Annotated in this window: 20 protein-coding genes; 4 read left to right on the forward strand and 16 right to left on the reverse strand. The window is 62.0% G+C overall.

Features of this window, described 5'->3' with window-relative positions:
* Positions 1-20 precede the first annotated feature (20 nt).
* Positions 21-713: an aquaporin Z gene (gene aqpZ / locus HYE77_RS28250; RefSeq protein ID WP_177042236.1), complete on the forward strand. Its 693-nt coding sequence runs from the start codon at positions 21-23 to the stop codon at positions 711-713.
* Between the two features lie 2 nt (positions 714-715).
* Here the strand turns inward: aqpZ and HYE77_RS28255 are convergent, their stop codons facing one another.
* The 16 genes from HYE77_RS28255 to HYE77_RS28330 form a co-directional block, all read right to left on the reverse strand.
* On the reverse strand, positions 716-3,382 hold the full coding sequence (locus tag HYE77_RS28255) for an autotransporter outer membrane beta-barrel domain-containing protein (RefSeq protein ID WP_177070078.1): 2,667 nt from the start codon (positions 3,380-3,382) through the stop codon (positions 716-718).
* A gap of 159 nt (positions 3,383-3,541) precedes the next feature.
* Positions 3,542-4,480: a carbohydrate kinase gene (locus HYE77_RS28260; RefSeq protein ID WP_003215303.1), complete on the reverse strand. Its 939-nt coding sequence runs from the start codon at positions 4,478-4,480 to the stop codon at positions 3,542-3,544.
* A 12-nt stretch (positions 4,481-4,492) separates the two neighbouring features.
* Positions 4,493-5,974: a xylulokinase gene (gene xylB, locus HYE77_RS28265; protein ID WP_177070080.1), complete on the reverse strand. Its 1,482-nt coding sequence runs from the start codon at positions 5,972-5,974 to the stop codon at positions 4,493-4,495.
* Between the two features lie 146 nt (positions 5,975-6,120).
* Positions 6,121-7,602 (reverse strand): mannitol dehydrogenase family protein, encoded by a 1,482-nt coding sequence (locus HYE77_RS28270; protein WP_177009419.1) that lies wholly within the window; start codon positions 7,600-7,602, stop codon positions 6,121-6,123.
* Between the two features lie 18 nt (positions 7,603-7,620).
* Positions 7,621-8,724, reverse strand: a complete 1,104-nt coding sequence (locus HYE77_RS28275) for an ABC transporter ATP-binding protein (RefSeq protein ID WP_003215310.1) — start codon at positions 8,722-8,724, stop codon at positions 7,621-7,623.
* Positions 8,725-8,871: 147 nt separating this feature from the next.
* Positions 8,872-9,702, reverse strand: coding sequence for a carbohydrate ABC transporter permease (locus HYE77_RS28280; protein WP_003215312.1), 831 nt, complete (start codon positions 9,700-9,702; stop codon positions 8,872-8,874).
* 10 nt (positions 9,703-9,712) lie between these two features.
* Complete coding sequence (locus HYE77_RS28285) at positions 9,713-10,639, reverse strand: carbohydrate ABC transporter permease (protein ID WP_003215314.1); 927 nt, start codon at positions 10,637-10,639, stop codon at positions 9,713-9,715.
* A gap of 178 nt (positions 10,640-10,817) precedes the next feature.
* Entirely contained in the window at positions 10,818-12,128 is a 1,311-nt protein-coding gene (locus HYE77_RS28290; RefSeq protein WP_003215317.1) for a sugar ABC transporter substrate-binding protein, read from the reverse strand.
* 336 nt (positions 12,129-12,464) lie between these two features.
* Positions 12,465-13,370: an AraC family transcriptional regulator gene (locus HYE77_RS28295; protein ID WP_003215319.1), complete on the reverse strand. Its 906-nt coding sequence runs from the start codon at positions 13,368-13,370 to the stop codon at positions 12,465-12,467.
* Positions 13,371-13,441: 71 nt separating this feature from the next.
* Positions 13,442-14,725: a glycosyltransferase gene (locus HYE77_RS28300; protein WP_177009418.1), complete on the reverse strand. Its 1,284-nt coding sequence runs from the start codon at positions 14,723-14,725 to the stop codon at positions 13,442-13,444.
* Between the two features lie 71 nt (positions 14,726-14,796).
* Positions 14,797-15,879, reverse strand: a complete 1,083-nt coding sequence (locus tag HYE77_RS28305) for a nucleoside hydrolase (RefSeq protein ID WP_102369164.1) — start codon at positions 15,877-15,879, stop codon at positions 14,797-14,799.
* 27 nt (positions 15,880-15,906) lie between these two features.
* Positions 15,907-17,217 carry an MFS transporter gene (locus tag HYE77_RS28310; RefSeq protein WP_008436141.1) on the reverse strand — a complete coding sequence of 437 codons (1,311 nt, stop codon included), beginning with the start codon at positions 17,215-17,217 and terminating at the stop codon, positions 15,907-15,909.
* Positions 17,218-17,440: 223 nt separating this feature from the next.
* Complete coding sequence (locus HYE77_RS28315) at positions 17,441-18,073, reverse strand: N-carbamoylsarcosine amidohydrolase (RefSeq protein WP_003215327.1); 633 nt, start codon at positions 18,071-18,073, stop codon at positions 17,441-17,443.
* Positions 18,074-18,213: 140 nt separating this feature from the next.
* Complete coding sequence (locus HYE77_RS28320; RefSeq protein ID WP_177070082.1) at positions 18,214-18,966, reverse strand: Asp/Glu racemase; 753 nt, start codon at positions 18,964-18,966, stop codon at positions 18,214-18,216.
* 11 nt (positions 18,967-18,977) lie between these two features.
* Positions 18,978-19,787, reverse strand: a complete 810-nt coding sequence (locus HYE77_RS28325) for an alpha/beta fold hydrolase (RefSeq protein WP_177070084.1) — start codon at positions 19,785-19,787, stop codon at positions 18,978-18,980.
* Positions 19,784-20,917 (reverse strand): FAD-dependent monooxygenase, encoded by a 1,134-nt coding sequence (locus HYE77_RS28330; protein ID WP_177070086.1) that lies wholly within the window; start codon positions 20,915-20,917, stop codon positions 19,784-19,786. Before HYE77_RS28330 ends, HYE77_RS28325 begins: the two co-directional genes overlap by 4 nt.
* A gap of 308 nt (positions 20,918-21,225) precedes the next feature.
* Here HYE77_RS28330 and HYE77_RS28335 point away from each other — a divergent pair, with 308 nt between their 5' ends.
* The 3 genes from HYE77_RS28335 to HYE77_RS28345 all read left to right on the forward strand — a co-directional run bounded on the left by HYE77_RS28335 (position 21,226) and on the right by HYE77_RS28345 (position 23,635).
* The gene (locus HYE77_RS28335; RefSeq protein ID WP_102606101.1) at positions 21,226-22,278 is read left to right on the forward strand and encodes a 2,5-dihydroxypyridine 5,6-dioxygenase; all 1,053 of its coding nucleotides are present in this window, start codon (positions 21,226-21,228) and stop codon (positions 22,276-22,278) included.
* A 189-nt stretch (positions 22,279-22,467) separates the two neighbouring features.
* Positions 22,468-22,902 (forward strand): MarR family winged helix-turn-helix transcriptional regulator, encoded by a 435-nt coding sequence (locus HYE77_RS28340; protein ID WP_003215338.1) that lies wholly within the window; start codon positions 22,468-22,470, stop codon positions 22,900-22,902.
* Between the two features lie 256 nt (positions 22,903-23,158).
* Positions 23,159-23,635: a (2Fe-2S)-binding protein gene (locus tag HYE77_RS28345; protein WP_008436149.1), complete on the forward strand. Its 477-nt coding sequence runs from the start codon at positions 23,159-23,161 to the stop codon at positions 23,633-23,635.
* Positions 23,636-23,644: the final 9 nt, after the last annotated feature.

Raw genomic sequence — 23,644 nt, forward strand, 5'->3', positions numbered from 1 at the left:
TGGCATTGGGTGGAGTTGGTTTGCAAAAGAAAATCGCAGCAGAATTTCTTGGGACGTTCTGGTTGACCTTCGGCGGGTGCGGCAGCGCGATACTGGCCGCGGCGTTTCCGGAGCTTGGGATCGGCTTTGCCGGTGTCGCCCTGGCCTTTGGCTTGACGGTGCTGACCATGGCCTACGCGGTGGGCAGTATTTCCGGTGCGCACTTCAACCCGGCGGTGACTATCGGCTTGTGGGTGGGACGCCGGATGCCGGGGGGGGACGTGGTGCCGTACATCATTGCCCAGGTGGCCGGTGCGATTGTCGCCGCCGCCGTGTTGGCGCTGATCGCCAGTGGCCGCCCGGGGTTTGAAGTGGGTGCTTTCGCCGCCAACGGCTATGGCCAATTGAGCCCCGGGCAGTACAGCCTGCTGGCCGCGTTGGTGGTCGAGGCGGTGGCGACGTTCTTTTTTGTGTTCATCATCATGCGTGTCACCGGCCCGGGTGCGGCTGTCGGGTTTGCGCCGATTGCCATTGGCCTGACCCTGACGCTGATTCACCTGGTGGCCATCCCCGTCACCAACACCTCGGTCAACCCGGCGCGCAGCACCGGGCCGGCATTGTTTGCCGGCGGGGAATACCTGATGCAGTTGTGGCTATTCTGGGCGGCACCGATAGCGGGTGCGGTGGTGGGCGCCATCGTTGCCCGCGCGGTTACCTGCCCCCGGGAGGCGTGAGCCTACCAGCTCATGCGTACCCCGGCGTTACCGCTGAAACCCTCCAGCGTGTTGCTGTCCAGTTGGGTGTTGTAGTCCGCCGCCAGGTACACGCTGACAGTGGACGACAACTTGGCGACAACGCCCACACCGAGGTCGGCAGTGGATGACTTGTGATCGGTTTTAATCCGGTCCACGTCGTCGTAGGTCACCGTGTCACTGCCACCGAAGGTGCGCCAGGCGTTGGCTCGTACATACGGTTCGATCGGGGTGTTCTGCACCAGGTAACGCCCCTTCAGGCGTGCACCGAGGCGGCCGGTCCAGTAGTCCTGGGAGTCGAATGAAACCTTGGAGATGCCGTCATTCTGGTGGTCCATGTCAATCTGCTGGTTGATCACCTGCACCTGGGGTTCCACCACCCAGTGTTCGGAGACGGTAATCGGGTAGCCGGCTTCCGCCGAGAGGGCCAGGGCGTGGCCCTTGTTGTCGATCTTCACGTCACGGTCGGACTTGCTGTCACCGTCGAAGCGCGTGCCCATGGCCACCAGGTCAACGTACCAGCCCTTGGGATCGGTGAGGGTCCAGTAGGCGCCGAAGTTATCGCCATCCAGCTTGACCCGCCCGGAGCGGTTGTCCTGGAAGCCCATTGAAAAGCCCTTGATGTCACCTTGCAGGCGGCTTTGGCCGATGAACAGGCCGAAACGCTGGAGCTGTCCGCCGCTGGTCTCGGAGGCGTAGAGGTCATGGCCCACTTGATAGCCCTTGATGGAACCGTCGAAGCTCGGCGATACCGTACCCGACCAGCTCTTGTTGAAGTCACTGCCATAGGCACGGCCCCAGCCCGCCGGAACCGGTCCGGTCTCGCTGAGCAGGCTTTGTTCGCCCTGGCGGTCGTGGAAGGTGCCGAGGGCTTGCAGGGTCATCAACTGCGCGGCCGGGACGACCACCGAGTACACCGGCACCTCCAGGCGATACAACGGGATCGGCTCGGCCCCGGCGATGGCGGCAGGCAACACCGGGTTGCTCGCTGCCGACTCCGGCGAGGTGGCAGCCGCGACCTGGCTGGGCGGTGGAGCAGGGGGCTCGACCGGTGCGACGGGTTGCGCGGTCGGTGGCTCCACGGGCGGTTCATCCGGCGCGACCACGGGCGGCACTGGCGGGATCGGCGGCACGGGCACCACCACCGGTGGCGTCGGCGGGACAGGTGGCACCACCGGTGGCTGCACGGCGACCACCGACGAACGCAAGTACCAGTTATTTTCCGTGCCGGCGGTGACACCCCCTTTGAACAGCAGATACTCATAAGCTCCGGCGGATACCGAGCCTTTCAGGGCAAACGCATCGGTGCTGCTGGTGGCGCCGTTGAGGGCTTGCACCACTTCGATCCCGCTGTTTTGCGTGAGACCGCCCAGGCCGCCGAGATTGCTCACGGTCATTTGTGTGTGCCCGCTGATGGTCCCGTCAGACACAACCAGTTTGTCGGTGGCCGAGTTCTCGTCGCCCAGTACGGTTTGCAACCAAAGCTGCCCATTGTTGCCGACGTAGTTGCCGTACACCGTCAACGTATCGGTGGCGCTGTTGCTGCGGCTGGTCATGTCGATGGTGCCGGCATTATTCAGGGTGGCCAGTGCGCCTGCGGTGTAGGGGCGGATACTGCCTTGCGTCACGCCCAGGGTGCTGCTGCCATCGATGTTGAAGGTGCCGGTATTGCTGGCACTGTCGCCGAGGAAAAAGTCGCCGGCCAGGTCGAAACGCGAGTTGTTGTTGAGGTTGACCGTTTCCCAGCCGATATAGCGGGCGGCGGTGCTGGAAGTGGTGTTGTCGAAGGTCAGTTGGTCGTTGCCCAGGCCGCCGTCAATCGAAGGCGTAGTGCCGAGCAGGTTTTCGTTGAGGCCGCTGAGCAGCGCGGTGTCGTCGCCATCGCCCATCAGCACCGCGGACCTGATCTGGCCGCCATTGAGCCAGTTGAGTGTGTCGTTGCCGACACTGGCGCGGATCTCGCCGTTGATCACGCCGCCACTGACGGTAATGCTGTCGTTGCCGCCACTGGTGCTGATATTGCCGCCGATGCTGCCGCCGGAGACGATGATGGTATCCGTGCCGAAACCGGTCACCAGGTTGCCGAGGATCGACCCGCCGGACATGTCGTAGATGTTGTTGTCGAGCTTCATGTCGACCCGGCCGATGGTGCCTGCGGTTTGCCGGGCCACGTCGCCATCCTCGAAGGCGCCGACGATGGTGCCGCCGGTCATCAGGAACGTGTCGCGGCCATCGCCCTGGGCCAGGGACTGGATCTGCCCGCCGCTCATCACGAAATCATCGATGCCGTTGCCCTGGGAAACCGCACCGGTCACGGTGCCGGCGCTGATTTGGAAGCGATCGGCACCGTCGCCCTGGGTGATACTCCCGACAATGCGCCCGGAGTTCATGTCGACGAAATCAGTGCCGGCGCCGAAAGTGATATTGCCGTTGATGGTGCCCGTGCCGCCTGCGGGCAGGGTCAGGGTGTTATTGCCGGCAAGGTCCGTAAGCCCAGTCGGACTGCTCCCGCTGTCGCAGGTGTAGGCATCGTTGCCAGGACCCGGGGTGAGCACGCAAGCCGCCAGGGCTTGTTGGGGGGCCAGGTAATGCAGTGAGAGGATGCCGACAGCCAACACGGCGCGAGGCTGAAAAGGCCGTTTATTGCGCATGGATCCTGCCCTGTTTTTGTTATAAAAACTGCACATGTTTCTTGGGTTTAGTACAGTTTTCTACACAATGCAGAATTTTCGGACAGATAACCGCAGGGCTGTAAGCCACGTGATACGTGGCTTACATAGTGGCATATTGATTTTTTTGCCGCGTATTTGTCAGTCCAACTGACGACGATAGGGCAGGTCCGGACCGGTCTTGCTGCAGGTGAGTGCCGCGGCGCGGATAGCGAAGGTGAGCATGCTGCTGATCTGCTCCCGGGTCAGCTGTTGCAGGCCCTCCACCGAGTCCAGTTGCTGCTCGGTCAGCCAGGCAATCAACGCGGCCTGGAAGGTATCGCCAGCCCCAACCGTGTCCGCCATGACCACCTTGACCGCTGGCGCCGACCAGCTGCCGTGCTGGCGGCTGAACACCGTGGCGCCGTCGCCGCCGCGGGTCAGGAACACCAGCTGGCAACGGTGCTGCAACCAGCCTTGCAGGACACTTTCCGGGGTTTGGCCGGGGTAGAGCAGGTGCAGGTCTTCGTCACTGACCTTGATCAGGTCGGCATGCTTGACCAGCTCGGCCACGCGGGCGCGCCACAGCTCGATATCCGGCTCCGGGTTCAGGCGTACGTTGGGGTCGAGGCTGATCAGGCGCTTGCCGCTTTCCCGGCGTACCAGGGCCAGCAGGGTGTCGGCAATCGGCTGCACCACCAGTGAGAACGAGCCGATGTGTACGCCACGCACTTCGTCGCCCAACGCCGGTAGATGCTCAAGTTGCAACTGGCGGTCGGCGCAACCTTCACCGCGAAAGCTGTATTGCGGTGAGCCATTGGCACCCACTGCGACCATTGCCAGGGTGGTGGGCGCTGAGAATTCCACGAGGTAATCCTCGCCCACGCCTTCGTCCTTGAGCACCTGCAACAGGCGTCGGCCCAGGTAGTCGTCGGAGATCCCGGCGAAAAAGCCCGCGTCGATTCCCAGTCGACGCAAGCCTACCGCGACGTTGAACGGCGAGCCGCCGGCAATCGCCTTGTAATTGACCCTGGATGCCTTGCCGCTGGCATCGTCCTCGCTGAAAAAATCAAACAGCGCTTCGCCACATACCAAATACATATTCGTTCGCTCTTAAAGGGATGCCACGTGCTGTTGATAACGCTCATAAGCCTGCTGGTAGGCGCTGACGCTGCCGGCATCCGGCAGTGTGCGGCTGGCTGCGTCGACGCTAACGCAGCGCTGGCACAACTGCGCCAGGCTTTCACCGGACTGGCACCACGCGGCCTGGATTGCCGCACCCAGGGCTGCGGCTTCGCTTTGTTCGGTGCAGACCACTTCGGTGTTCATGATATCCGCGACCATCTGCCGCCACACCGGGCTTTTCGAGCCGCCGCCGATCAGGCGGATGCTCTGGCTCTGCAGGCCGGTCTGGCGCAGCAGGTCCAGGCCATAGCGCAAGCCGAAGGTAGTGCCTTCGACCACGGCGCGGCACAGGTTGGCGCGGGTCAGATTGGTCATGGTCAGGCCGTGCAGGCTGCCGGTGGCGTGGGGCAGGGCGGGCACCCGCTCGCCATTGAGGAACGGCAGCATGCTCACGCCGTCGGCGCCGATCGGTGCCTGGGCCACCAGCGCGTTGAACGCCGCCAGGTCCAGGTCGAACAGCTCGCGGATGACCCCGGTGGCGTTGGTCAGGTTCATGGTGCAGATCAACGGCAGCCAGCCGCCGCTGGATGAACAGAAAGTCGCCACCGACGCCTGCGGGCTGACGTTGGCCTGATCGGCAAAGGCGTACACGGTACCGGATGAACCCAGGCTCATGGTGATCACGCCGGGGGCGATATTGCCGGTGCCGATGGCGCCCATCATGTTGTCGCCGCCGCCGCTGGACACCCGCGCATTCGGGTTGATGCCCAGGCGCTCGGCGATGGCTGGCAGGATGGTGCCCACTGGCTGGTTGGCCTCGATCAATTCGGGCAGCGCAGCTTCCAGGCGCCCGTCGGGATCGATGTGGCGCAACAGTGCCAGGTCCCATTCACGGGTGCGCACGTTGAAATAGCCGGTGCCGGAGGCATCGCCGTATTCGGCGCAGGCGCGGCCGGTGAGCCAGTAGTTGAGGTAGTCGTGGGGCAGCAGGATATGCGCGATGCGTGCGAACACCTCCGGGTGCTGTTCGCGGGTCCACAGCAGCTTGGACACGGTGTAGCCCGGCGCGATGGCCACGCCGAGGCGTTCCAGGGAGCCGCTTTCACCGCCCAGGTGTTGCAGCAGGCGATCATTTTCCGGCGCGGTTTCGGTGTCACACCACAGCTTGGCGGGGCGCAGCACCTGGCCTTGGTCATCCAGCAACACCAGGCCGTGTTGCTGGCCGGAAACGCCGATGGCGAGGATGTCCTGGCCGTCCACCCCGGCCTGTTGCAAGGCGCGGTGAGTGGCTTCGGTAAACGCGTCCAGCCACTCCTGGGTGTGCTGTTCGCGGCGGCCGTTGGCACCGCTGATCAGCGTGTGGCTGGCGGCGCCCAGGCCCAGGACTTTGCCGCTGCTGGCGTCGAGGACAATGGCCTTGGTGCCCTGGGTGCCGCAGTCGATGCCGAGGTAGAGGTTTTGCTGGGTCATGGTAGGTCGCTCAGCCTATTGTTATGGAGAACTCGGTCAATGTGGGAGCGGGCTTGCTCGCGAATAGGGTGTGTCAGTTATGCAAATATTGACTGATCCACCGCTTTCGCGAGCAAGCCCGCTCCCACATTTTTGATTCGGTTCCGTCAGTTGAGATTGGCGAGCAGCCGCTCCAGCGTTTTGCTCACACCCACATCCTGCAGGCTCTCGAAACACCGCTCAAACGCTGCCACAAACTCGGGCGAGTTGGGAATAGCCGTACCAAAAATCTCTTCCACCCCCAGCAGCCGCTTGCTGATCAACGCATCTTCCGTCACCAGCCCCTGGCAAAACTCGGCGCGAGGGTCTGGAATGCGGTAGATCACCCCATTCTCATCCACGCCTTTCAAGTACAGCGCCCAGGCCGCCACCACCAGCGCAGCACGCTCGGTCTCGCGACCATCGGCAATCAGGCGGTTGATGGTGGGTACGGTGAACTTGGGAAACTTCGACGAACCATCGGAACACACGCGCTCCAGCTGGTCGGCAATCGCCTGGTTGGAAAAGCGGTCCACCAGGGTCTGCTTGTATTCGGTCAGGTCGATACCCGGAACCGGCGCCAGGTTGGGCGTGACGTCCAGGTCCATGTAGGCGCGCATGTAGGCCACGAACAACGGGTCGTTCATGGTCTCGTGGACGAAGCGATAGCCCTTCAGGAAGCCCAGGTACGTCAATGCCAGGTGGCTGCCGTTGAGCAGGCCGATCTTCATCTCTTCATACGGTGTCACGTCATCGGTGAACTGCACGCCTACGGTTTCCCACGCCGGGCGGCCGTTGACGAACTTGTCTTCCAGCACCCATTGCACAAACGGCTCGCAGACCACCGGCCAGGCGTCGTCGATGCCGTGATCGTCATGCAGTTGCAGGCGGTGCGCGGTGCTGGTCATTGGCGTGATGCGGTCGACCATCGCATTCGGGAAGCTCACGTTGGCCTTGATCCACTCGTGCAGGCCAGCGTCATGCAGCGCGGCGAAGGCCAGCAACGCCTTGCGGGTCACGGCGCCGTTGTGGGGCAGGTTATCGCAGGACATTACGGTAAATGCCGGCACCCCGGCCGCCCGGCGCTGGGTCAACGCCGCGCAGATAAACCCGAACACGGTTTTCGGCGAGCCCGGGTTGGCCAGGTCATGCTGGATCTGCGGCAGGTGGGCCATGAACTCGCCGTTGCTGTCGTCGATGCAGTAGCCGCCTTCGGTGATGGTCAGCGAGACGATGCGAATCTGCGGGCTGGCCAGCTTGTCGATCAACGCCTGGGCACCGTCTTCGGCCAGCAGCATGTCGCTGATGGAGCCGATCACGCGCACTTCGGTGTCGTCGGTGTCGCCCAGTTCATACAGGGTGAACAGGTAGTCCTGGCCGGCCAGGTCGTCCCGGGCCTTGCGGTCTTCAGCCCGCAGGCCCACGCCGCAAATGCTCCAGTCCAGGCCCACGCCGGTATTCATCAAGGCATCGGTGTAATACGCCTGGTGGGCGCGGTGAAACCCGCCAACGCCGATGTGCGCGATGCCCTGGCTGGTATTGGCAATCGCATAGGCCGGCAGTTGCACTTCGGGCGCCAGTTGCGTGAGGTTTTGCTTGTTCAGTTTCATCGGGAAATTCTCGCGAAATCAGGCGGCGGCGCGCAGTGGGCGGGCCACGGCAACACCCTCAGCGTCGAACAGATGGCATTGGGTCGGGTCCAGGTACAGCTGCAGGGTCTCGCCATACTGGCTGGCCATGTCGCCACGGATCCGCAGGGTCAACGGCTCTTTGCTGGCGGTAATCACGTGACAGAAGGTGTCGCTGCCGAGGCGCTCGCCGACGTCGGCGGTGACGGTCAGGGTGGCTTGCCCCGGCGCGGCGATTTCCAGGTGCTCCGGGCGAATGCCCAGGGTCACGGCGCTGCCGACGCTCAAGGTCGCGCTGCTCAGGGGCAGGCTGATGCGGCCGCCGGCGTCCAGTTCGACTTCGCAGCTCTGTGGGTCAACGCGAGTGACCTTGCCCTTGAGGAAACCCATTTTCGGCGTGCCCAAAAAGCCTGCCACAAACAGGTTGGCCGGCTGGTGATACAGCTCCAGCGGCGAGCCCACCTGTTCCACGCGGCCGCTGTTGAGTACGACAACCTTGTCGGCCAGGGTCATGGCTTCGACCTGGTCGTGGGTCACGTAGATCATCGTGGCTTGCAGCTCTTTATGCAGGCGCGACAGCTCCAGGCGCATCTGCACCCGCAGGGCGGCATCGAGGTTGGACAGCGGTTCATCGAACAGGAAGATCTTCGGGTTACGCACAATCGCACGGCCAATGGCGACACGCTGGCGCTGGCCGCCGGACAACTGCTTTGGCTTGCGCTCAAGCAAAGGGCCCAGCTCCAGGATACGTGCTGCTTCGTTGACTTTGCTCTCAACAATCTTCTTGTCGACGCCGGCCAGGTCCAGGGCAAACGACATGTTCTTGCGCACGCTCATGTGTGGGTACAGGGCGTAGGTCTGGAACACCATTGCCAGGTCGCGCTTGGCCGGGGTGACCTCGGTGATGTCGCGGCCATCCAGCTCGATGGTGCCTTCGGTGACTTCTTCAAGGCCCGCAATCAAGCGCAGCAGGGTGGATTTGCCGCAGCCCGACGGGCCGACGAACACCACGAATTCCTTGTCGTTCACCTCAAGGTCGATGCCCTTGATGATGGAGAAGCCTTCGAAGCCTTTTTGCAGATTCTTGATTTTCAGGTTGGCCATGATGGACCTCCGCTTGTTGTTATTCGCTAGAGCCAAACACGTCAGCTGTAGGAGCCGGCTTGCCGGCGATGAGGCCCTTGAGCCTTGCGGCGACCTTGAGATCGCCATCGCCGGCAAGCCGGCTCCTACAGAGGTGTGGTTTGGCCGTTATTTCACGGCGCCGAAGGACAGACCGCGGACCAGCTGTTTCTGGCTGATCCAGCCAAAGATCAGGATCGGCGCACAGGCCAGGGTCGACACGGCAGACAATTTGGCCCAGAACAAGCCTTCGGGGCTGGAGTAGGAGGCGATCAATGCAGTGAGCGGCGCGGCGTTGGACGAGGTCAGGTTCAGCGACCAGAACGCCTCGTTCCAGCACAGGATCAGCGACAGCAGCACCGTGGAAGCCAGGCCGCCCTTGGCGATCGGCAGCAGCACCCGGACCATTTCCTGCCACAGGGTGGCGCCGTCCAGGCGGGCGGCTTCGAGGATGTCCTTGGGGATGTCCTTGAAGTAGGTGTAAACCATCCAGACCACGATCGGCAGGTTGATCAGGGTGTAGATGATGATCAGCGCAATGCGTGTATCCAGCAGGCCGAAGCTCTTGGCCAGCAGGTAGATCGGCATCAGTACGCCCACCGGCGGCAGCATCTTGGTGGAGAGCATCCACAGCAGCGTGCCCTTGGTGCGCTTGGTCTCGTAGAACGCCATGGAGTAGGCGGCCGGTACCGAGATCAGCAGGCACAGGGCGGTGGCGCTGAAGGAAATCAGCACCGAGTTCCAGGCGTAGCTGAAGTAGTTGCTGCGCTCGTTGATGTGCAGGTAGTTCTCCAGCGTCGGCGTGAAGATGAACTGCGGCGGCGTGGCGAACGCGTCGATTTCGGTCTTGAAGCTGGTCAACACCATCCAGAAGATCGGGAAGAAAATCAGGATCGCGATGGCCCAGGCCAGGGTGCCGAGCAGCACGCTTTGCAGGCGGCGGGATTGTTGAAGCGTCATGGCGCGGCCCTCAAGGCTTGTCAGTCAGGTTTTTGCCGATCATCCGCACCAGGATGATCGCCGCGATATTGGCGATGACCACGGCAATCAAGCCGCCGGCCGAGGCCATGCCCACGTCGAACTGCACCAGCGCCTGGTTGTAGATCAGGTAGGCGAGGTTGGTCGAGGCGTAGCCGGGGCCACCGTTGGTGGTGGTGAAGATTTCGGCGAACACCGAGAGCAGGAAGATCGTTTCGATCATCACCACCACGGCAATCGGACGTGCCAGGTGCGGCAGGGTCAGGTGCCAGAAGATCGCGATGGCGCCGGCACCGTCGAGGCGGGCGGCTTCCTTCTGTTCCTGGTCGAGGGACTGCATGGCGGTCATCAGCAGCAGGATCGCGAAGGGCAGCCACTGCCAGGACACGATGATAATGATCGACAGCAACGGGTAATGGGCCAGCCAGTCCACCGGCTGGGCGCCGAACAGCTTCCACACGTAGGCGAGGATCCCCGACACCGGATGGAAAATCAGGTTCTTCCAGATCAGCGCACCGACGGTGGGCATGATGAAGAACGGTGAAATCAGCAACACCCGCACCAGGCCGCGACCGAAGAACTCGCTGGCTTCCAGCAGGGCGCTGATCAATACGCCAAACACTACGCTGATCAGCAACACGCTGCCCACCAGCAACAGGGTGTTGGTGGCGCCGGGCAGGAAGCCCGAGTCGGTGATGAAGTAGGTGAAGTTCTCCAGGCCCACGAATTGGTTTTCGCCGGGGTAGAGCAGGTTGTAGCGAATCAGCGAGAAGTACAGGGTCATGCCCAGCGGCACGATCATCCACAGCAGCAACAAGGCCACCGAGGGGCTGACGAGGAACCAGCCGGGGTTGATCAGGCGGCTTTTACGCGGCTTGTCCGGCGTAGCGGTTTGCACTTGGGCAGTGGTGGTATTCATGGTGATCAGGACCAGTCAGGTACATGCGGAATGCGGGTCGGAGTGCGGTCAAATGTGGGAGCTGGCTTGCCTGCGATGAGAGCGCCTCGGTGAAACTGACAGACCGAGTTGTCTGCATCGCGGGCAAGCCCGGCTCCTACATAAAGCGGGTTCCCACATTCAGTGTGGTGAGACCGCTTTACTTGGGATAACCGGCCCGCTTCATTTCGCGTTCGGTGAAGGTCTGTGCATCCGCCAGGGCTTTTTCGGCAGTGGAGCCACCGGTCAGTGCGCTGGAGAAGAACTTGCCGACCTGGGTACCAATCGCCTGGAATTCAGGAATGGTCACCAGCTGGATGCCCACATACGGCACCGGCTTGGCCGACGGGTCTTTCGGGTCGGCGACTTTCAGCGATTCCAGCGTCACCTTGGCAAACGGCGCGGCCTTCATGTATTCGTCGCTGTAGGTCGATTTGCGGGTACCTGGCGGTACGTTGGCAATCCCGTCGGTCTTGGCGACCAACTGGCTGTATTCCTTGGAAGTGGCCCAGGTGGTGAACACCTTGGCAGCGTCCTTGGCTTTGGAACTGGTTGGAATCCCCAGGGACCAGGAGTACAGCCACGAAGTACCTTTGTCGGTCTTCTCGTGCGGGGCAAAGGTAAAGCCGACGTGGTCAGCCACCTTGCTTTGGGTCTTGTCGGTGACGAACGAGCCGGCGACGCTGGCGTCGACCCAGATCGCGCACTTGCCGCTGTTGAACAGCGCCAGGTTTTCGTTGAAACCGTTGCTGGAAGCGCCCGGCGGGCCGGATTTCTTCATGTTGTCGACGTAGAAGTTCAGCGCGTCTTTCCACTCAGGCCCGTTGAATTCCGGCTGCCACTTCTCATCGAACCAGCGTGCACCGTAGCCGTTGGCCAGGGTGGTGATCAGCGCCATGTTCTCGCCCCAACCAGCCTTGCCGCGCAGGCACAGGCCGTACTGTTCCTTGTCCTTGTTGGTGAGTTTGGCGGCGAATTCGCCGATCTGGGTCCAGGTCGGGTGCTCGGGCATGGTCAGCCCGGCGTCCTTGAACAGGTCGGTGCGGTAGTAGGTGATGGAGCTTTCGGCGTAGAACGGCAGCGCGTACAGCGAGCCCTTGACGGAAAGGCCGTCACGCACGGAAGGGAAAACGTCGTCCAGGTCGTAGGAAGCAGGCAGGTCCTTCATCGGTTCCAGCCAGCCTTTGGCGCCCCAGAGTGCAGCTTCGTACATGCCGATGGTCAACACGTCGAACTGTCCGCCCTGGGTGGCGATGTCGGTGGTGAGGCGTTGGCGCAGGACGTTTTCTTCGAGTACCACCCAGTTCAGCTTGATCTCCGGATGCTCGGTCTCGAAGGTTTTCGAGAGCTTTTGCATGCGGATCATGTCGCTGTTGTTGACGGTGGCAATGGTCAGGGTTTGCGCGCCAAGACTGACGGCGCTGAGGGTCATGCAGGTGCAGGCAAGCAGAGCTTTGGCTGTGAACTTCATCGCGCACTCCATTTCTGCGCCCAGGGGCTGCAGAAGGACAGTTATTGTTGTTGTGTCTTCCACGACAGCTGGAAGAGTGTGCGTTGATTACAGCCTTCAATTGACGTGCTGACAAATCCTTGGGAGCACTTTTACTGATACTTTTTTGCACTGAAGCGGAAAATTGCTGAAACGATTCGCTGGGAGCGATCGGCTTCCTGCGTGAGCGCGATGCAAATGTGGGAGCGGGCTTGCTCGCGAAGGCGGTGAATCAGCCGACATTTGCGCTGCCTGACACACTGCATTCGCGAGCAAGCCCGCTCCCACACAAGCGGGTTCCCACAGGAACGCGCGTTTTCAGGCGAGGTTCTGCTCGGTTAACCGCTGCACCGCCAGGCGCCGGTAGTGCGAAGGGGTCATGCCCTTGAGCTGCTGGAAGCGGCGGTTGAAATTGGAGATGTTGTTGAAGCCTGACTCGAAGCACACATCGGTCACGGCTTTGTCACCATCGGCCAGCAGCTCGCAGGACTTGCTGATGCGCAGGCGGTTGACGAATTCGATGAAGGTGCGGCCGGTGGCTTGTTTGAATACGCGGGAGAAGTAGGTGGGTTTCATGCCGAGGTATTCGGCGACTTCTTCGAGGGACAACTCCCGCGCGTAGTGGGCAAAAATGTAGTCCACCGCGCGGTTGGTGCGGTCGATGCTGTGTTCATCCGCCAGTTGCGGCGTGGTCACGCCGGAGAGCAGTTGGTAGTCCTCGCAGGCACTCAGCACTTCCATCAGGATGAAGAAGTGCCCCAGGCGCGCCATGCCCTGGGCGTCCTCGATGCGCTGCATCAGGGTCATGGCCTGAGCGATGGTTTTCTTGCAGCGAAATTCGATGCCGTATTGCGCCCGTTCCAGCAGTGGCGCCAGGGTCTTGAGCTCGGCAAAGACATGGCTGCCGCCGTCGAACAGCTCGTCGGTGAAGTTCACCAGCATGTCGCGCTTGGGCACCACTTCGTCCTCGGCCACCTGGCTGATCCAGTTGTGGGGCAGGTTGGGGCCGGTGAGGAACAGGCTTTCCGGGTAGAAGTTGCCGATGTAGTCGCCGATAAACACCTTGCCGGAGCTGGCAACGATCAGGTGCAGCTCGTATTCCTTGTGGAAATGCCAGCGCACCAACGGGCACGGGAAGCCGTGTTGGCGATAGATGATGGACAGACCGTTGTGATCGTCCATCAGCTCGTAGGAAGGATCGGTGATTCTCGCTGCTCGGGTCATGCTGCAGTCGCTTTATTGTGGTTGCGAAAAGGATAATGCCCCCTTGCGCGCCACCTCGCCAGCGTCTGTGTCTACAGCGTACGGTTTTTCGCCTCGATCCACTGCGCCATGTACTGGGTACTTTTGTGCAGGTGGTGGCGCAGCATGCTGCCGGTGAAATTGTTCCGACGGTGCTCGGCCAACTGGCGGCGGCACTGCTCCAGGCGCTCCACCAGGGCCGGGCCGTGGAGGTCGTGGGCGTAACGGCGGGCCAGTAACTGCCGGCCATCTTCCTGGGCCTGGGTCCAGCGTGGCGGGTCTTGATACAACGCAACCGCCGCAGCCGCCAGTGCACTGGCGCTGTGTTCGACCACGCCGGGCCACGGTTCGCCCATGGCTTCGGCGCCAATCGGTGTGGTAACGCTGGGTGTGCCGCAGAGCATCGCGTCGGCCAGCTTGCCCTTGATCCCGGCACCAAAGCGCAGTGGCGCCAGGCAGATACGCGCAGCGCTCATGACCTGCAATGCATCCTCGGCCCAATTCATCACGTGGAAGCCCTGGGCCGGGTTGTGCAGCGCGGTGGCCTTGGGTGGCGTATAGGCGCCGTACACGTGGAGTTGAGCGCCGGGCAGTTGCTGGCGGATCAGCGGCCACACACTGTTCTTCATCCACAACACCGCATCCCAGTTCGGCGCATGGCGGAAATTGCCGATGCTCAGGAAGTGGGCACGGTCCTCAAAGGGGGCAAAGGCTTCGGTGGGCGGCGCCAGCATCAACGGGCACCAGTGGAGCAGGGCAGCGGGCACCTTGAAGTGTTCGGTCAGCAACTGGATTTCCACGTCGGAGATCATCAGGCTGATGTCGCAGCGGTAGATCGCAGCGATCTCGCGCTTGGCCAGGTCGGTATCGGCCATGTCATCGAATTCGGCGGCCAGGTCCCGGCTGAACAGCGCGTCGAAGTCATCAGCTTCGGGGTGCGCCTTCAGGAAATCCTTGAGGCGCTGGTGGCGGGCGTCCCGCAGGCTTTGCAGGTCGGATGCTTCCAGCACCCGAAGAGCATTCGGGCAGGATTTTTCCACGCGCCAGCCGAACTGTTCTTCCATCATGAAACGGTCGAACAGCACGATATCCGGAGCCAATTGCTGGATAAACGCGTCGAAACTGCTGTTATTCAACTCGATCGCGCATTCGCGAATGCCCAGGGCGGGCAGGTCGGCCTTGTGTTCGCCGGTGACCGCCGGGCTGCTGAAGGTGATGTCCCAGCCTTGGGCCAGGAAACTCTCCAGAATCTGCATCATGTGCCCGCTGGCCGCCGAGGAGCGAGGCTCTGGCCAGACGTAGCCAATGACCAGGACTTTGGTGGCGGGCTGATTCATCGACAACGGATTCCTTGAAGGGCTGGGCAAAGGCGCGCAATTAAACCACAGCCCCTCAAGTTCCGGCGCACTCAGCGGAAGATGTTGACCGGCGTCGGCAGCGTCACCAACCCTACATAACCGTCCCAGAACTGCTTCTGGTCCACCGCGAAGACCACCTTGGCCTTTTGCGTGCCGACCGGCGCGCCTTTCTTGTAGCCCAGTGCCCGGCCATAGTCGGCGCCGAAGGTGGCATCCACGTCCACCCACAGCTCGCGGGATTCGGTGACGATCCCGGGATTCACGAGAAACAGTGCCGGCAGGCTGTCCCAGGTGAAGCTGTGGTAAGCCGGGTCCTTGGCGAACAGTGGCCCGAACTCGTGCTTGTACAGGTCGGCAATCGGGCCTTTGTGTGCGATCACCCGCTCATACACCGACTTGTCGAAGGTGACTTTCTCACAGACATCGTTGGGAAAAATCACGTGTTCGATGGGCGAGCGCAACACGATCTTCGCCGCCTCCGGGTCGAACCACCAGTTGAACTCCGCCGCCGGCGTGGTGTTACCCGGAATCTCCAGCGCGCCGCCCATGTACACGATGCGCTTGATCAGCGGCACGATGTCCGGTGCCGAGCGAATCGCCAGGGCAATGTTGGTCAGTGGGCCGACCGCCAGGATCGTTACCTCGTGGGGGTTGGCCCGTACGCTGTCGACGATGAACTGGGCGGCGGTTTCCTTGCGCAGCCTGGTGTGGGTCGCCAGGCCGTCCGGTGGCGCGACCAGTTGTGAGGCACTGGTTGGCCGCGGGTTCTTGAACGCACCCGGCCAGCCGAAACCGAACAGGGCTTTTTCCGCCTCATAGGTGGCGTAGTCATGCAGCAGCGGGTAGGCGGCGCCGGAATACACGCCGACTTCCTTTTCCACACCCATGCGTTCCACCGCCTTGAGGGCGTCGACCTGTTCCTGGTCGACCCAGGCGTTGCCGCTGACCAGGGTCATGCCCAGCAGGTCGATGCGTTTTTGCCCGTGCAGCTGGGCGAGCATGATAAAGGCCTGGCCGTCATCGTTGAGCACGTTGAAGTCGGTGTCGAAGATGACCTTTTCTGCGGCCTGCGCCGTACCGGCACACAGGCCCACAGCGACAAGCAGGGCACAGCGCTTGATGAAACCTTGCATGGAGACTCACCCGAAAAATTGTTGTTGTTAGCGGTTTACCAGCTTCGCCGGCAAGGCGATCACCAGGAAGCTGCTGAGAATCAGGCAGCCGGCAAAAAACCACAAGGCCCCTGCGCTGCTGCCGGTGACGTCAATTGCCACGCCCATCAACGAGTTGCTCACCAGGCCCGCGATGTTCGCCAGCGAGCAGGCCAGGGCAAAGCCGGTGGCCGCTGCGGTGCCTTTCAGGAAGGTCGCCGGCAGGCTGAAAAACACCGGCACCGCACCGATGATCGCCGCCGAGGCAATCGCAAACAGCGCCACGGTGGCGACCACGTTATGGGTGAAGAACGTACTGGTAGCCATCGCCGCCGCGCCGATGAAGAACGGCACGATGATGTGCCAGCGGCGTTCGCGGTGTTTGTCGGAGCTGGCGCCGATCAGCAGCATGCCCAAGAGGGCCGCCACGCTGGGCAGGGCCGTGAGGATGCCGATGTGGAAAGTGTCGGTAATCCCGGCGTTGCGGATGAATGTGGGCATCCAGAACCCCATGGCATAGGCACTGAGCAGGATCGAGAAGTCGATACCGCCGAGCATCCACACCTTGAGGTTGAAGAAGCCGTCGCGGAAGCTGTGTTTGCTGGCGGCACCGTCGGCGTCGTCCTTGCGCAGTTCGCTTTCCAGCAGGTTTTTTTCTTCCGGCGACAGCCACTTGGCTTGCTGATAGGTATTGGGCAGCGCCCAGAAGGTCCACACACCGAGCAGCACGCTGGGCACCGCTTCGATCAGAAACAGCCACTGCCAGCCGCGCAGGCCGGCCATGTTGTCGAAGTGGCCCATGATCCAGCCGGACAACGGGCCGCCGATCACGCTGGACAGCGGCAGGCCGATCATGAACAGGGCGATGATCCGCCCCCGGCGATGGGTGGGAAACCAGGTGGTCAGGTAATACAGCACGCCCGGCAGAAACCCGGCTTCGGCCGCACCCAGCAGGAACCGCAGGATGTAGAACTGGGTGGTGGAGGTGACCAGCATGGTGCAGGCCGAAAGCAGGCCCCAGGTGATCATGATGCGGGCGATCCAGATCTTCGCCCCGACCTTTTCCAGGATCAGGTTGCTGGGGACTTCGAAGATGATATAGCCGACAAAAAACAGCCCGGCACCGAGGCCGAACGCGGTTTCGCTGAAGTGCAACTGGTCGAGCATCTGCAGTTTGGCGAAGCCGATGTTGATGCGGTCCAGGTAAGCCGCGAGGTAGCAGAAACACAGGAACGGAATCAGCTTCCAGGTGATCTTGTGGTAGAGCGTGTGGACCGGATCGGCGACCGTAGTCGCGGGCGCTGCATTCGCAATGGGCATTGGGGTGTCTCCTGGCGGTGACTTATGGTTTTTATACGGCCGCTTTTTCAGCACTTCGGAGTGCTGTGAAAGCGACTTCCAAAGGCAGTGACAGAAGACTGAGGTGGCCCTGTTGGAGGTGATCAAGTGTGGGAGCGGGCTTGCTCCCACATTCGACTGCATTCCAGCGTGGGCGCTCAGTTTTTTCCGGACCACGCTCTTTGTCGTGGTTCCTGTTGACGCGTTACTGCTCCTTGAACTTGCTCATCGCCTCCTGCTTGCTCACCACGTCGCCGTACTTGCTGTCGATATCGAACAAGTTGGCTTCATGGGGCGCCGGGTGGCGGTCGCCGACGCATTCGCGCACGACGATGGTACGAAACCCGTGTTGCACCGCATCCACTGCGGTGGCCCGGATGCAGCCGCTGGTGGAACAGCCGGCGAGCACCACGGTGTCGATGCCCTGGGCGTGCAGCATCGGGGCCAGGCTGCTGCCGAAAAACGCGCTGGCGTATTGTTTGGTGATGACCACTTCATTGGCCAGGGGCAGCACTTCGGTGCAGAAGGCGGCGAGGGGGTTACCCTCGACCATGTCTTTCATCACCGGGGCCTTTTTTACCCAGATACCGCCGTCGGCGAAATGGCCCGGATGGTAACGGATATTGGTGTGCACCACGCTGATCCCGTGACGCCTGGCGCAGGCCAGCAGCTCGACGCTTTCGGCCACGGCGATGCGCACTTCTGGGGCAAACAGTGGCGCGCCTTCGGTGGTATAGCCTTGCATGAAGTCGATCATCAGCAGGGCGGATTTTTTGCCGAAGCCGATTCGGTTACCCCAGACGCCCTGGTAGTTGGCGTCGGCGGATTGTTCGCTCATCTTTCAGTCCTCGGTAATGGACAGTGCACATAACCTTGTGGCGAGGGAGCTTGCTCCCGTTGGGCTGCGTAGCAGGCCTGCTTTTTTTGGGGGCGCTTCGCACCCCAGCGGGAGCAAGCTCCCTCGCCACAAAAGCGTTTTTAGTAGGCTCCCGACAGGAGGGCGCCGGCGCCGGGGACGATGGGTTCCAGGTCCAGGGCCTTGAGCATGGCGTAGGTGGTGGCGATGGCGGCGGTGAGTACCGGCAGGCCGGTCTGGGCTTCGACCTTCGCGACCACGGGCAGGGACTGCATTTGTACGCAGGCCGACAGCACGATTACGTCGACACCTTCCAGGTTCATCCCGGCAACAATCGCCGGCAGGTTGGCCGGGTCGTGGCAGGCCACTGCAAGGTTGTCGGGGATTTCCAGGGCGCGCCAGTCCACCACTTCAAAGCCTTCTTCGCGGATGTAGTTCACCACCAGTTCGGTCAGCGGTTTCATGTACGGCGCAACAATGGCGATGCGTTTGGCGCCCATGACTTTCAAGCCTTCGATCAGGGCGCCGGCGCTGGTGATCACCGGGGCGTTGGCGTCGTTGTCGGCGGTGGCCTTGCGCAGGCGTTGCTCGGACTTGCGGTGGTAACCCAGCCCCATGGCCATGATCGCTACCAGGCAGGCGTAGCCCAGCACGTCGACCTTGGCGTCGGACAGTTCGATGGCGCAACGGTCGGACTCACCGTCCATGGCCGCCAGTTCTTCCTTGCGCACTTGCTTCATGCGCATGCGGCTGGAGTGAAAGGTGAAACGTTCCGGGCGGATCGCCTGGCGCGCGTTAAGCATCGCCGGGATCTCGGTTTCCATGGTGGTGTTGGAGCTCGGCACGATTTGGCCGATGCGGTAAGGCTTGAGCATGGTGGTCTCCGTTATGCAGTCAGGGGCTGGCCGAGGAAGTCGCCGAAGGCAGCGAAAAAGCCTTCAAGGTCGTCCCAGGGGATCATGTGTCCTGCATTTGGCACATGGGCGACCTGTAGGGTCGGCTGTAACTGTCGGACTTCCGCGACATCTTCGGCCTGAATTACACCGCCGCGTCCGGCAACAATCAGCAGGGCAGGAGCCTCCAGGTGCGGCAGGTCCTGATGGAAGTCGACGGTATGGAAGTCATTGAACGCACGCACGATCGCCGGCTCGTAGCAGGTGTGCAGCCATTCGGCGCGCAGTTGCAGTTGTTCGTCGGTCCAGGTGGCGCAGAAGGCGCGCATCGCCTCTGCATCCATGCCGACCTGGGATTGACGAATCGAATCGACGTACCACGGCAGTTTGCTTGGGTATTCGCGGCGACCCGGTCCGGACATCGGCGGGTCGATCAACACCACGCGGTTGACACCTTGTGGATGGCGCACCGCACTGCGTACGGCAAACCGCGCGCCCATGGAATGGCCGACCAGGTGATAGCTGTCGAGCTTCAGGGCGCCGGCAAACGCGTCAATGTCATCGGCGCAGGTGTCGGCGCTGTAGTCCAGCTCCGGGCCGGTGGACGACAGGCCGCGACCGCGCACGTCCAGCACGTAGGTGTCGAAGTGCAAACCCAGGCGTTCCGCGACAAAACCCCAGGTAATCGCCGGGCTGGTGATGCCGGGAATCAGGATCAGTGCCGGGCCCTTGCCGCCGTAACGCAGGTAATGCTGGCGGATACCGTTGGCCTGGACATTGCCGCCGTAGAGAAAGCTGCTCACGCCGCCACCCCCGATTTCAGTTGCTGGGCGTAGAGGTCGTAGCCGTAGACCCAGTCCGGATCTTCCTGGGTGCGCAGCCAGGTGTTGGCGTTGGACACGGCCTGCACCCGGGACGCGCGTTCCTTGCGGTTGGCTTCATACAGCTCGAACGCGGTGCGGTAGTCGCCGATCCCTGTTTCCTGCAGGCAGCGCGTCAGCATCGCGGCGTCTTCGATGGCCATGCCGGCGCCCTGAGCCATATGGGGTTTCATCGGGTGGCAGGCATCGCCCAGCAATACCAGGCGACCACGGCTCCACAACGGCAGCGGGTTGCGGTTGCGCAACGGCCATTTGGTCACGCTTTCGGTGGATTCGATCAGGGCCTGGACGGTCGGGTGGTAGCCCTTGAAGGCGTCGAACATCTCCCCCCGGCTGCTGTCGACGAAGGCGCCCTGGAAGTCCCATTCCGGGTGCGGCACGCCGGTGACGTAGTAGTACTCGTCGCGCTTGCCGGTGGTGTAGTAGACCATCATGTGCCGGTCCTCGGTCCACCACTTGATGCAGTCTTCGAACTTCAGGTCGTACTTGGCCAACTGGTCGCCACGGATCAGCGCACGGTGCGCGACCCAGCCGCTGTACAACGGTTTTTCGGCACCCAGCAGCTCTTCACGAATGCGCGAGTTGATGCCGTCGGCACCGATCACGATGTCGGCGTAGGTTACCTCGCCGTCGGCGAAAGTCAGGCGCACCTGGGTATCGGTTTCTTCAAGGGTTTCCAGGCGCTTGTTGAAGTGCAGGGTGCCGGGCTTGAGGGTGGACATCTGCAGCGCGTGCAGATCGCCGCGATGCACGGTGATGTAGGACGCGCCGTAGCCAGTCAGGGGAATGCGTGACAGGTAGTCGCCGGTTTCACCATCGCGGCTGAACCAGTGCTCGGGGTGCGAACCCATCAGGTCCAGCTGTTTTTCGATGCCCATGCGGCGGAAGATTTTCATGATGTTGGGGCCCATGTGGATCCCGGCACCCAGGCGGGAAAACTCCGGCGCCTGCTCGTAGATGTCCACGTCGAACCCTGCCTGTTGCAGCAGGGTGGCAGCGGCGGCACCGCCAAGGCCGGCGCCGACGATTGCGATTTTTTGTGTGCTTCCCATGGGGCGTGGTCCTCTTTTTCGAATAATGGCCGGCGGCGTCTGTCCGCAAGGTTTTTAAAGTGTATACGCTCATTTTTTCAAATGAAAAGCCCACGCCTGAAAAATTGTTTTTTTGGCCATATCGATCCCCTGTAACCGGTTATCTCCATATATCACTGGGTTTGTGTGGATTCGTAACGTTTTGGCGTGGTGCTTGCAGTCCATGCTGAAATCAGTTCTTATCGTGATTAATTGGCGTATACGCTATAAAAACGCACTAGAGTGAAGCGCCCTGCAAGATCTTGGTGCAGCAGCTGAGGAGACAGGAAATGCCGGTAAGTGATTGCGAACTGACCCAGATGTTTGAGCATGTGTTGAAGCTCTCGAAGGTCGACCCGACCCAGAGCGTCGCCGTGCTCAAGAGCCATTACTCCGACCCGCGCACCGTGCGCGCCGCGATGGACGCGGCGCAGCGCCTGGGGGCCAAGGTGTATGCGGTGGAGTTGCCGTCGTTCAACCATCCCCGGGCTATGGGCAATGACATGACGGCCTACTGTGGCGACACGGCCCTGACCGGTAATATCGCGGCGCAGCGGGCGCTGGAAGCGGCAGACCTGATCGTCGACACCATGATGCTGTTGCACTCGCCGGAGCAGGAACAGATCCTCAAGACCGGCACGCGCATCCTGCTGGCGGTGGAACCCCCGGAAGTGCTGGCGCGCATGCTGCCGACCGAAGAGGACAAAGTGCGCGTGCTGGCCGCTGAAGAACTGCTGAAAAAAGCCCGCTCGATCCACGTCAAATCCCGCGCCGGCAGTGATTTCCGGGCGGCGCTGGGGCAATACCCGTCCGTCACCGAATACGGCTTTGCCGACGAACCGGGACGCTGGGACCACTGGCCGAGCGGCTTCCTGTTCTCCTGGCCCAATGAGGAAACTGCAGAGGGCGTGCTGGTGCTGGATATCGGCGACATCCTGCTGCCGTTCAAGACCTACACCCGGGAGAAAATCACCCTGGAGATCGAGAAGGGCTTCATCACCAGAATCCACGGTGGTTTCGAGGCCGAATACCTGCGCGACTACATGAAATACTTCGACGACCCCGAGGTATATGGCATCTCCCACATCGGCTGGGGCCTGCAGCCACGGGCGCAATGGACGGCCATGGGCCTGCACGACAAGAACGACGGCATGTGCATGGACGCCCGCGCGTTCTACGGCAACTTCCTGTTCTCCACCGGCCCGAACACCGAAGTCGGCGGCACCCGCAAGACGCCGTGCCACATGGACATCCCGCTGCGCAATTGCGACGTCTACCTCGATGATGAGGCCGTAGTCATCGCCGGCGACGTCGTAGCCCCTCAAGCCTCCCTGGCCCACTAAACATCCAATGTGGGAGCGGGCTTGCTCGCGAATGCGGTACGTCAGTCACACATGCGCCACCTGACACACCGCATTCGCGAGCAAGCCCGCTCCCACATTTCAACCGCGTTCCGGCAATGAGATCCTTGAGTCATTTCCACAACCCCGCCATCATGCCACCCCATCGACCACCGCCTTCCCGAGCCCGCCGTGCCTGATTCCTACGTTTTCTCCGAACAAGTCGGCCACCTGCTGCGCAAGGCCTACCAGCGTCACCTGGCGATCTTCCAGCAGAACGTCGGCGACTCCCAGCTCACCGCCGTGCAGTTCGTCACCCTGTGCGCCCTGCGCGATCACGGTGCAAGTTCGCTCACCGAACTGGTCAAGGCCACCGCCGTCGACCAGGCGACCATCCGTGGCATCGTCGAACGCCTCAAGGCCCGCGAACTGATCACCCTCGAACCCGACCCGCAGGACAAACGCAAAGTCGTGGTCAACCTATCCGACTCCGGCGCCGCCCTGGTGCAGCAAACCGTGCCCTGCGCCGCCACCATCACCGAACTGACCCTGAGCAACCTCAACCCCGCCGAACGCGTCGCCGTACTCTTCCTGCTACGCAAAATGATCGAAGACCCCCAAACCTGACCCCGATCCCCTGTGGTGAGGAAGCTTGCTCCCGCCGGACTGCGCAGCAGGCCCATCTTTTGGGGTCGCTTCGCAACCCAGCGGGAGCAAGCTCCCTCGCCACAGCTATTCATCCATCTTCTGGCACCGTTTTTGCTCTACGTTGATGTAGTAACCACTTCACCCGTCAAGTGTGTCGCGAGACCCCAGGTACGCGACGCTTTTTTTTGACTGTTTGATGTAGTGGACACTTCACCAAATCCAACGGGCGAAGCGAATGACCAGCCAGAACATCACGGTAACGCTTGAGGTCAACGGCCACACCAGCGAAGTCAGCGCAATGGCCGACACCCCGCTGTTGTTGATTCTGCGCAATGACCTGCAACTCAACGGCCCCAAATACGGCTGCGGCCTGGGGGAGTGCGGCGCCTGCACGGTGATCATCGACGGCGTGGCTGCACGCTCCTGCGTCTTCCCCCTGTCGGGTGCCGTGGGCCGCAACATCGTCACCCTCGAAGGCCTCGGCACCCGCCAGACCCCGCACCCGGTGCAGCAGGCCTTCATCGATGAACAGGCCGCCCAGTGCGGCTACTGCCTCAACGGCATGATCATGACCGCCAAGGCCTTGCTCGACCGCAATCCCAACCCCAGCGAAGCCGAGGTGCGCAGCGAACTGTCTGGCAACCTCTGCCGCTGTGGCACCCATATCGAAATCCTCCGCGCGGTGCTGCGTGCCGCCCGCCAAACGCCTTGAACGTGGATC

The sequence above is a fragment of the Pseudomonas sp. IPO3774 genome (assembly GCF_013386835.1).
Lineage (GTDB): Bacteria > Pseudomonadota > Gammaproteobacteria > Pseudomonadales > Pseudomonadaceae > Aquipseudomonas.

Coding starts and splice junctions, on each gene's coding strand:
- HYE77_RS28315 (WP_003215327.1), bottom strand. CDS start 18,073: ATGAGCGAACAATCCGCCGACGCCAACTACCAGGGCGTCTGGGGTAAC.
- HYE77_RS28275 (WP_003215310.1), bottom strand. CDS start 8,724: ATGGCCAACCTGAAAATCAAGAATCTGCAAAAAGGCTTCGAAGGCTTC.
- HYE77_RS28260 (WP_003215303.1), bottom strand. CDS start 4,480: ATGTATTTGGTATGTGGCGAAGCGCTGTTTGATTTTTTCAGCGAGGAC.
- HYE77_RS28300 (WP_177009418.1), bottom strand. CDS start 14,725: ATGAATCAGCCCGCCACCAAAGTCCTGGTCATTGGCTACGTCTGGCCA.
- xylB (WP_177070080.1), bottom strand. CDS start 5,974: ATGACCCAGCAAAACCTCTACCTCGGCATCGACTGCGGCACCCAGGGC.
- HYE77_RS28285 (WP_003215314.1), bottom strand. CDS start 10,639: ATGAATACCACCACTGCCCAAGTGCAAACCGCTACGCCGGACAAGCCG.
- HYE77_RS28345 (WP_008436149.1), top strand. CDS start 23,159: ATGACCAGCCAGAACATCACGGTAACGCTTGAGGTCAACGGCCACACC.
- HYE77_RS28255 (WP_177070078.1), bottom strand. CDS start 3,382: ATGCGCAATAAACGGCCTTTTCAGCCTCGCGCCGTGTTGGCTGTCGGC.
- HYE77_RS28320 (WP_177070082.1), bottom strand. CDS start 18,966: ATGCTCAAGCCTTACCGCATCGGCCAAATCGTGCCGAGCTCCAACACC.
- HYE77_RS28305 (WP_102369164.1), bottom strand. CDS start 15,879: ATGCAAGGTTTCATCAAGCGCTGTGCCCTGCTTGTCGCTGTGGGCCTG.
- HYE77_RS28335 (WP_102606101.1), top strand. CDS start 21,226: ATGCCGGTAAGTGATTGCGAACTGACCCAGATGTTTGAGCATGTGTTG.
- HYE77_RS28310 (WP_008436141.1), bottom strand. CDS start 17,217: ATGCCCATTGCGAATGCAGCGCCCGCGACTACGGTCGCCGATCCGGTC.
- HYE77_RS28330 (WP_177070086.1), bottom strand. CDS start 20,917: ATGGGAAGCACACAAAAAATCGCAATCGTCGGCGCCGGCCTTGGCGGT.
- HYE77_RS28270 (WP_177009419.1), bottom strand. CDS start 7,602: ATGAAACTGAACAAGCAAAACCTCACGCAACTGGCGCCCGAAGTGCAA.
- HYE77_RS28280 (WP_003215312.1), bottom strand. CDS start 9,702: ATGACGCTTCAACAATCCCGCCGCCTGCAAAGCGTGCTGCTCGGCACC.
- HYE77_RS28290 (WP_003215317.1), bottom strand. CDS start 12,128: ATGAAGTTCACAGCCAAAGCTCTGCTTGCCTGCACCTGCATGACCCTC.
- HYE77_RS28295 (WP_003215319.1), bottom strand. CDS start 13,370: ATGACCCGAGCAGCGAGAATCACCGATCCTTCCTACGAGCTGATGGAC.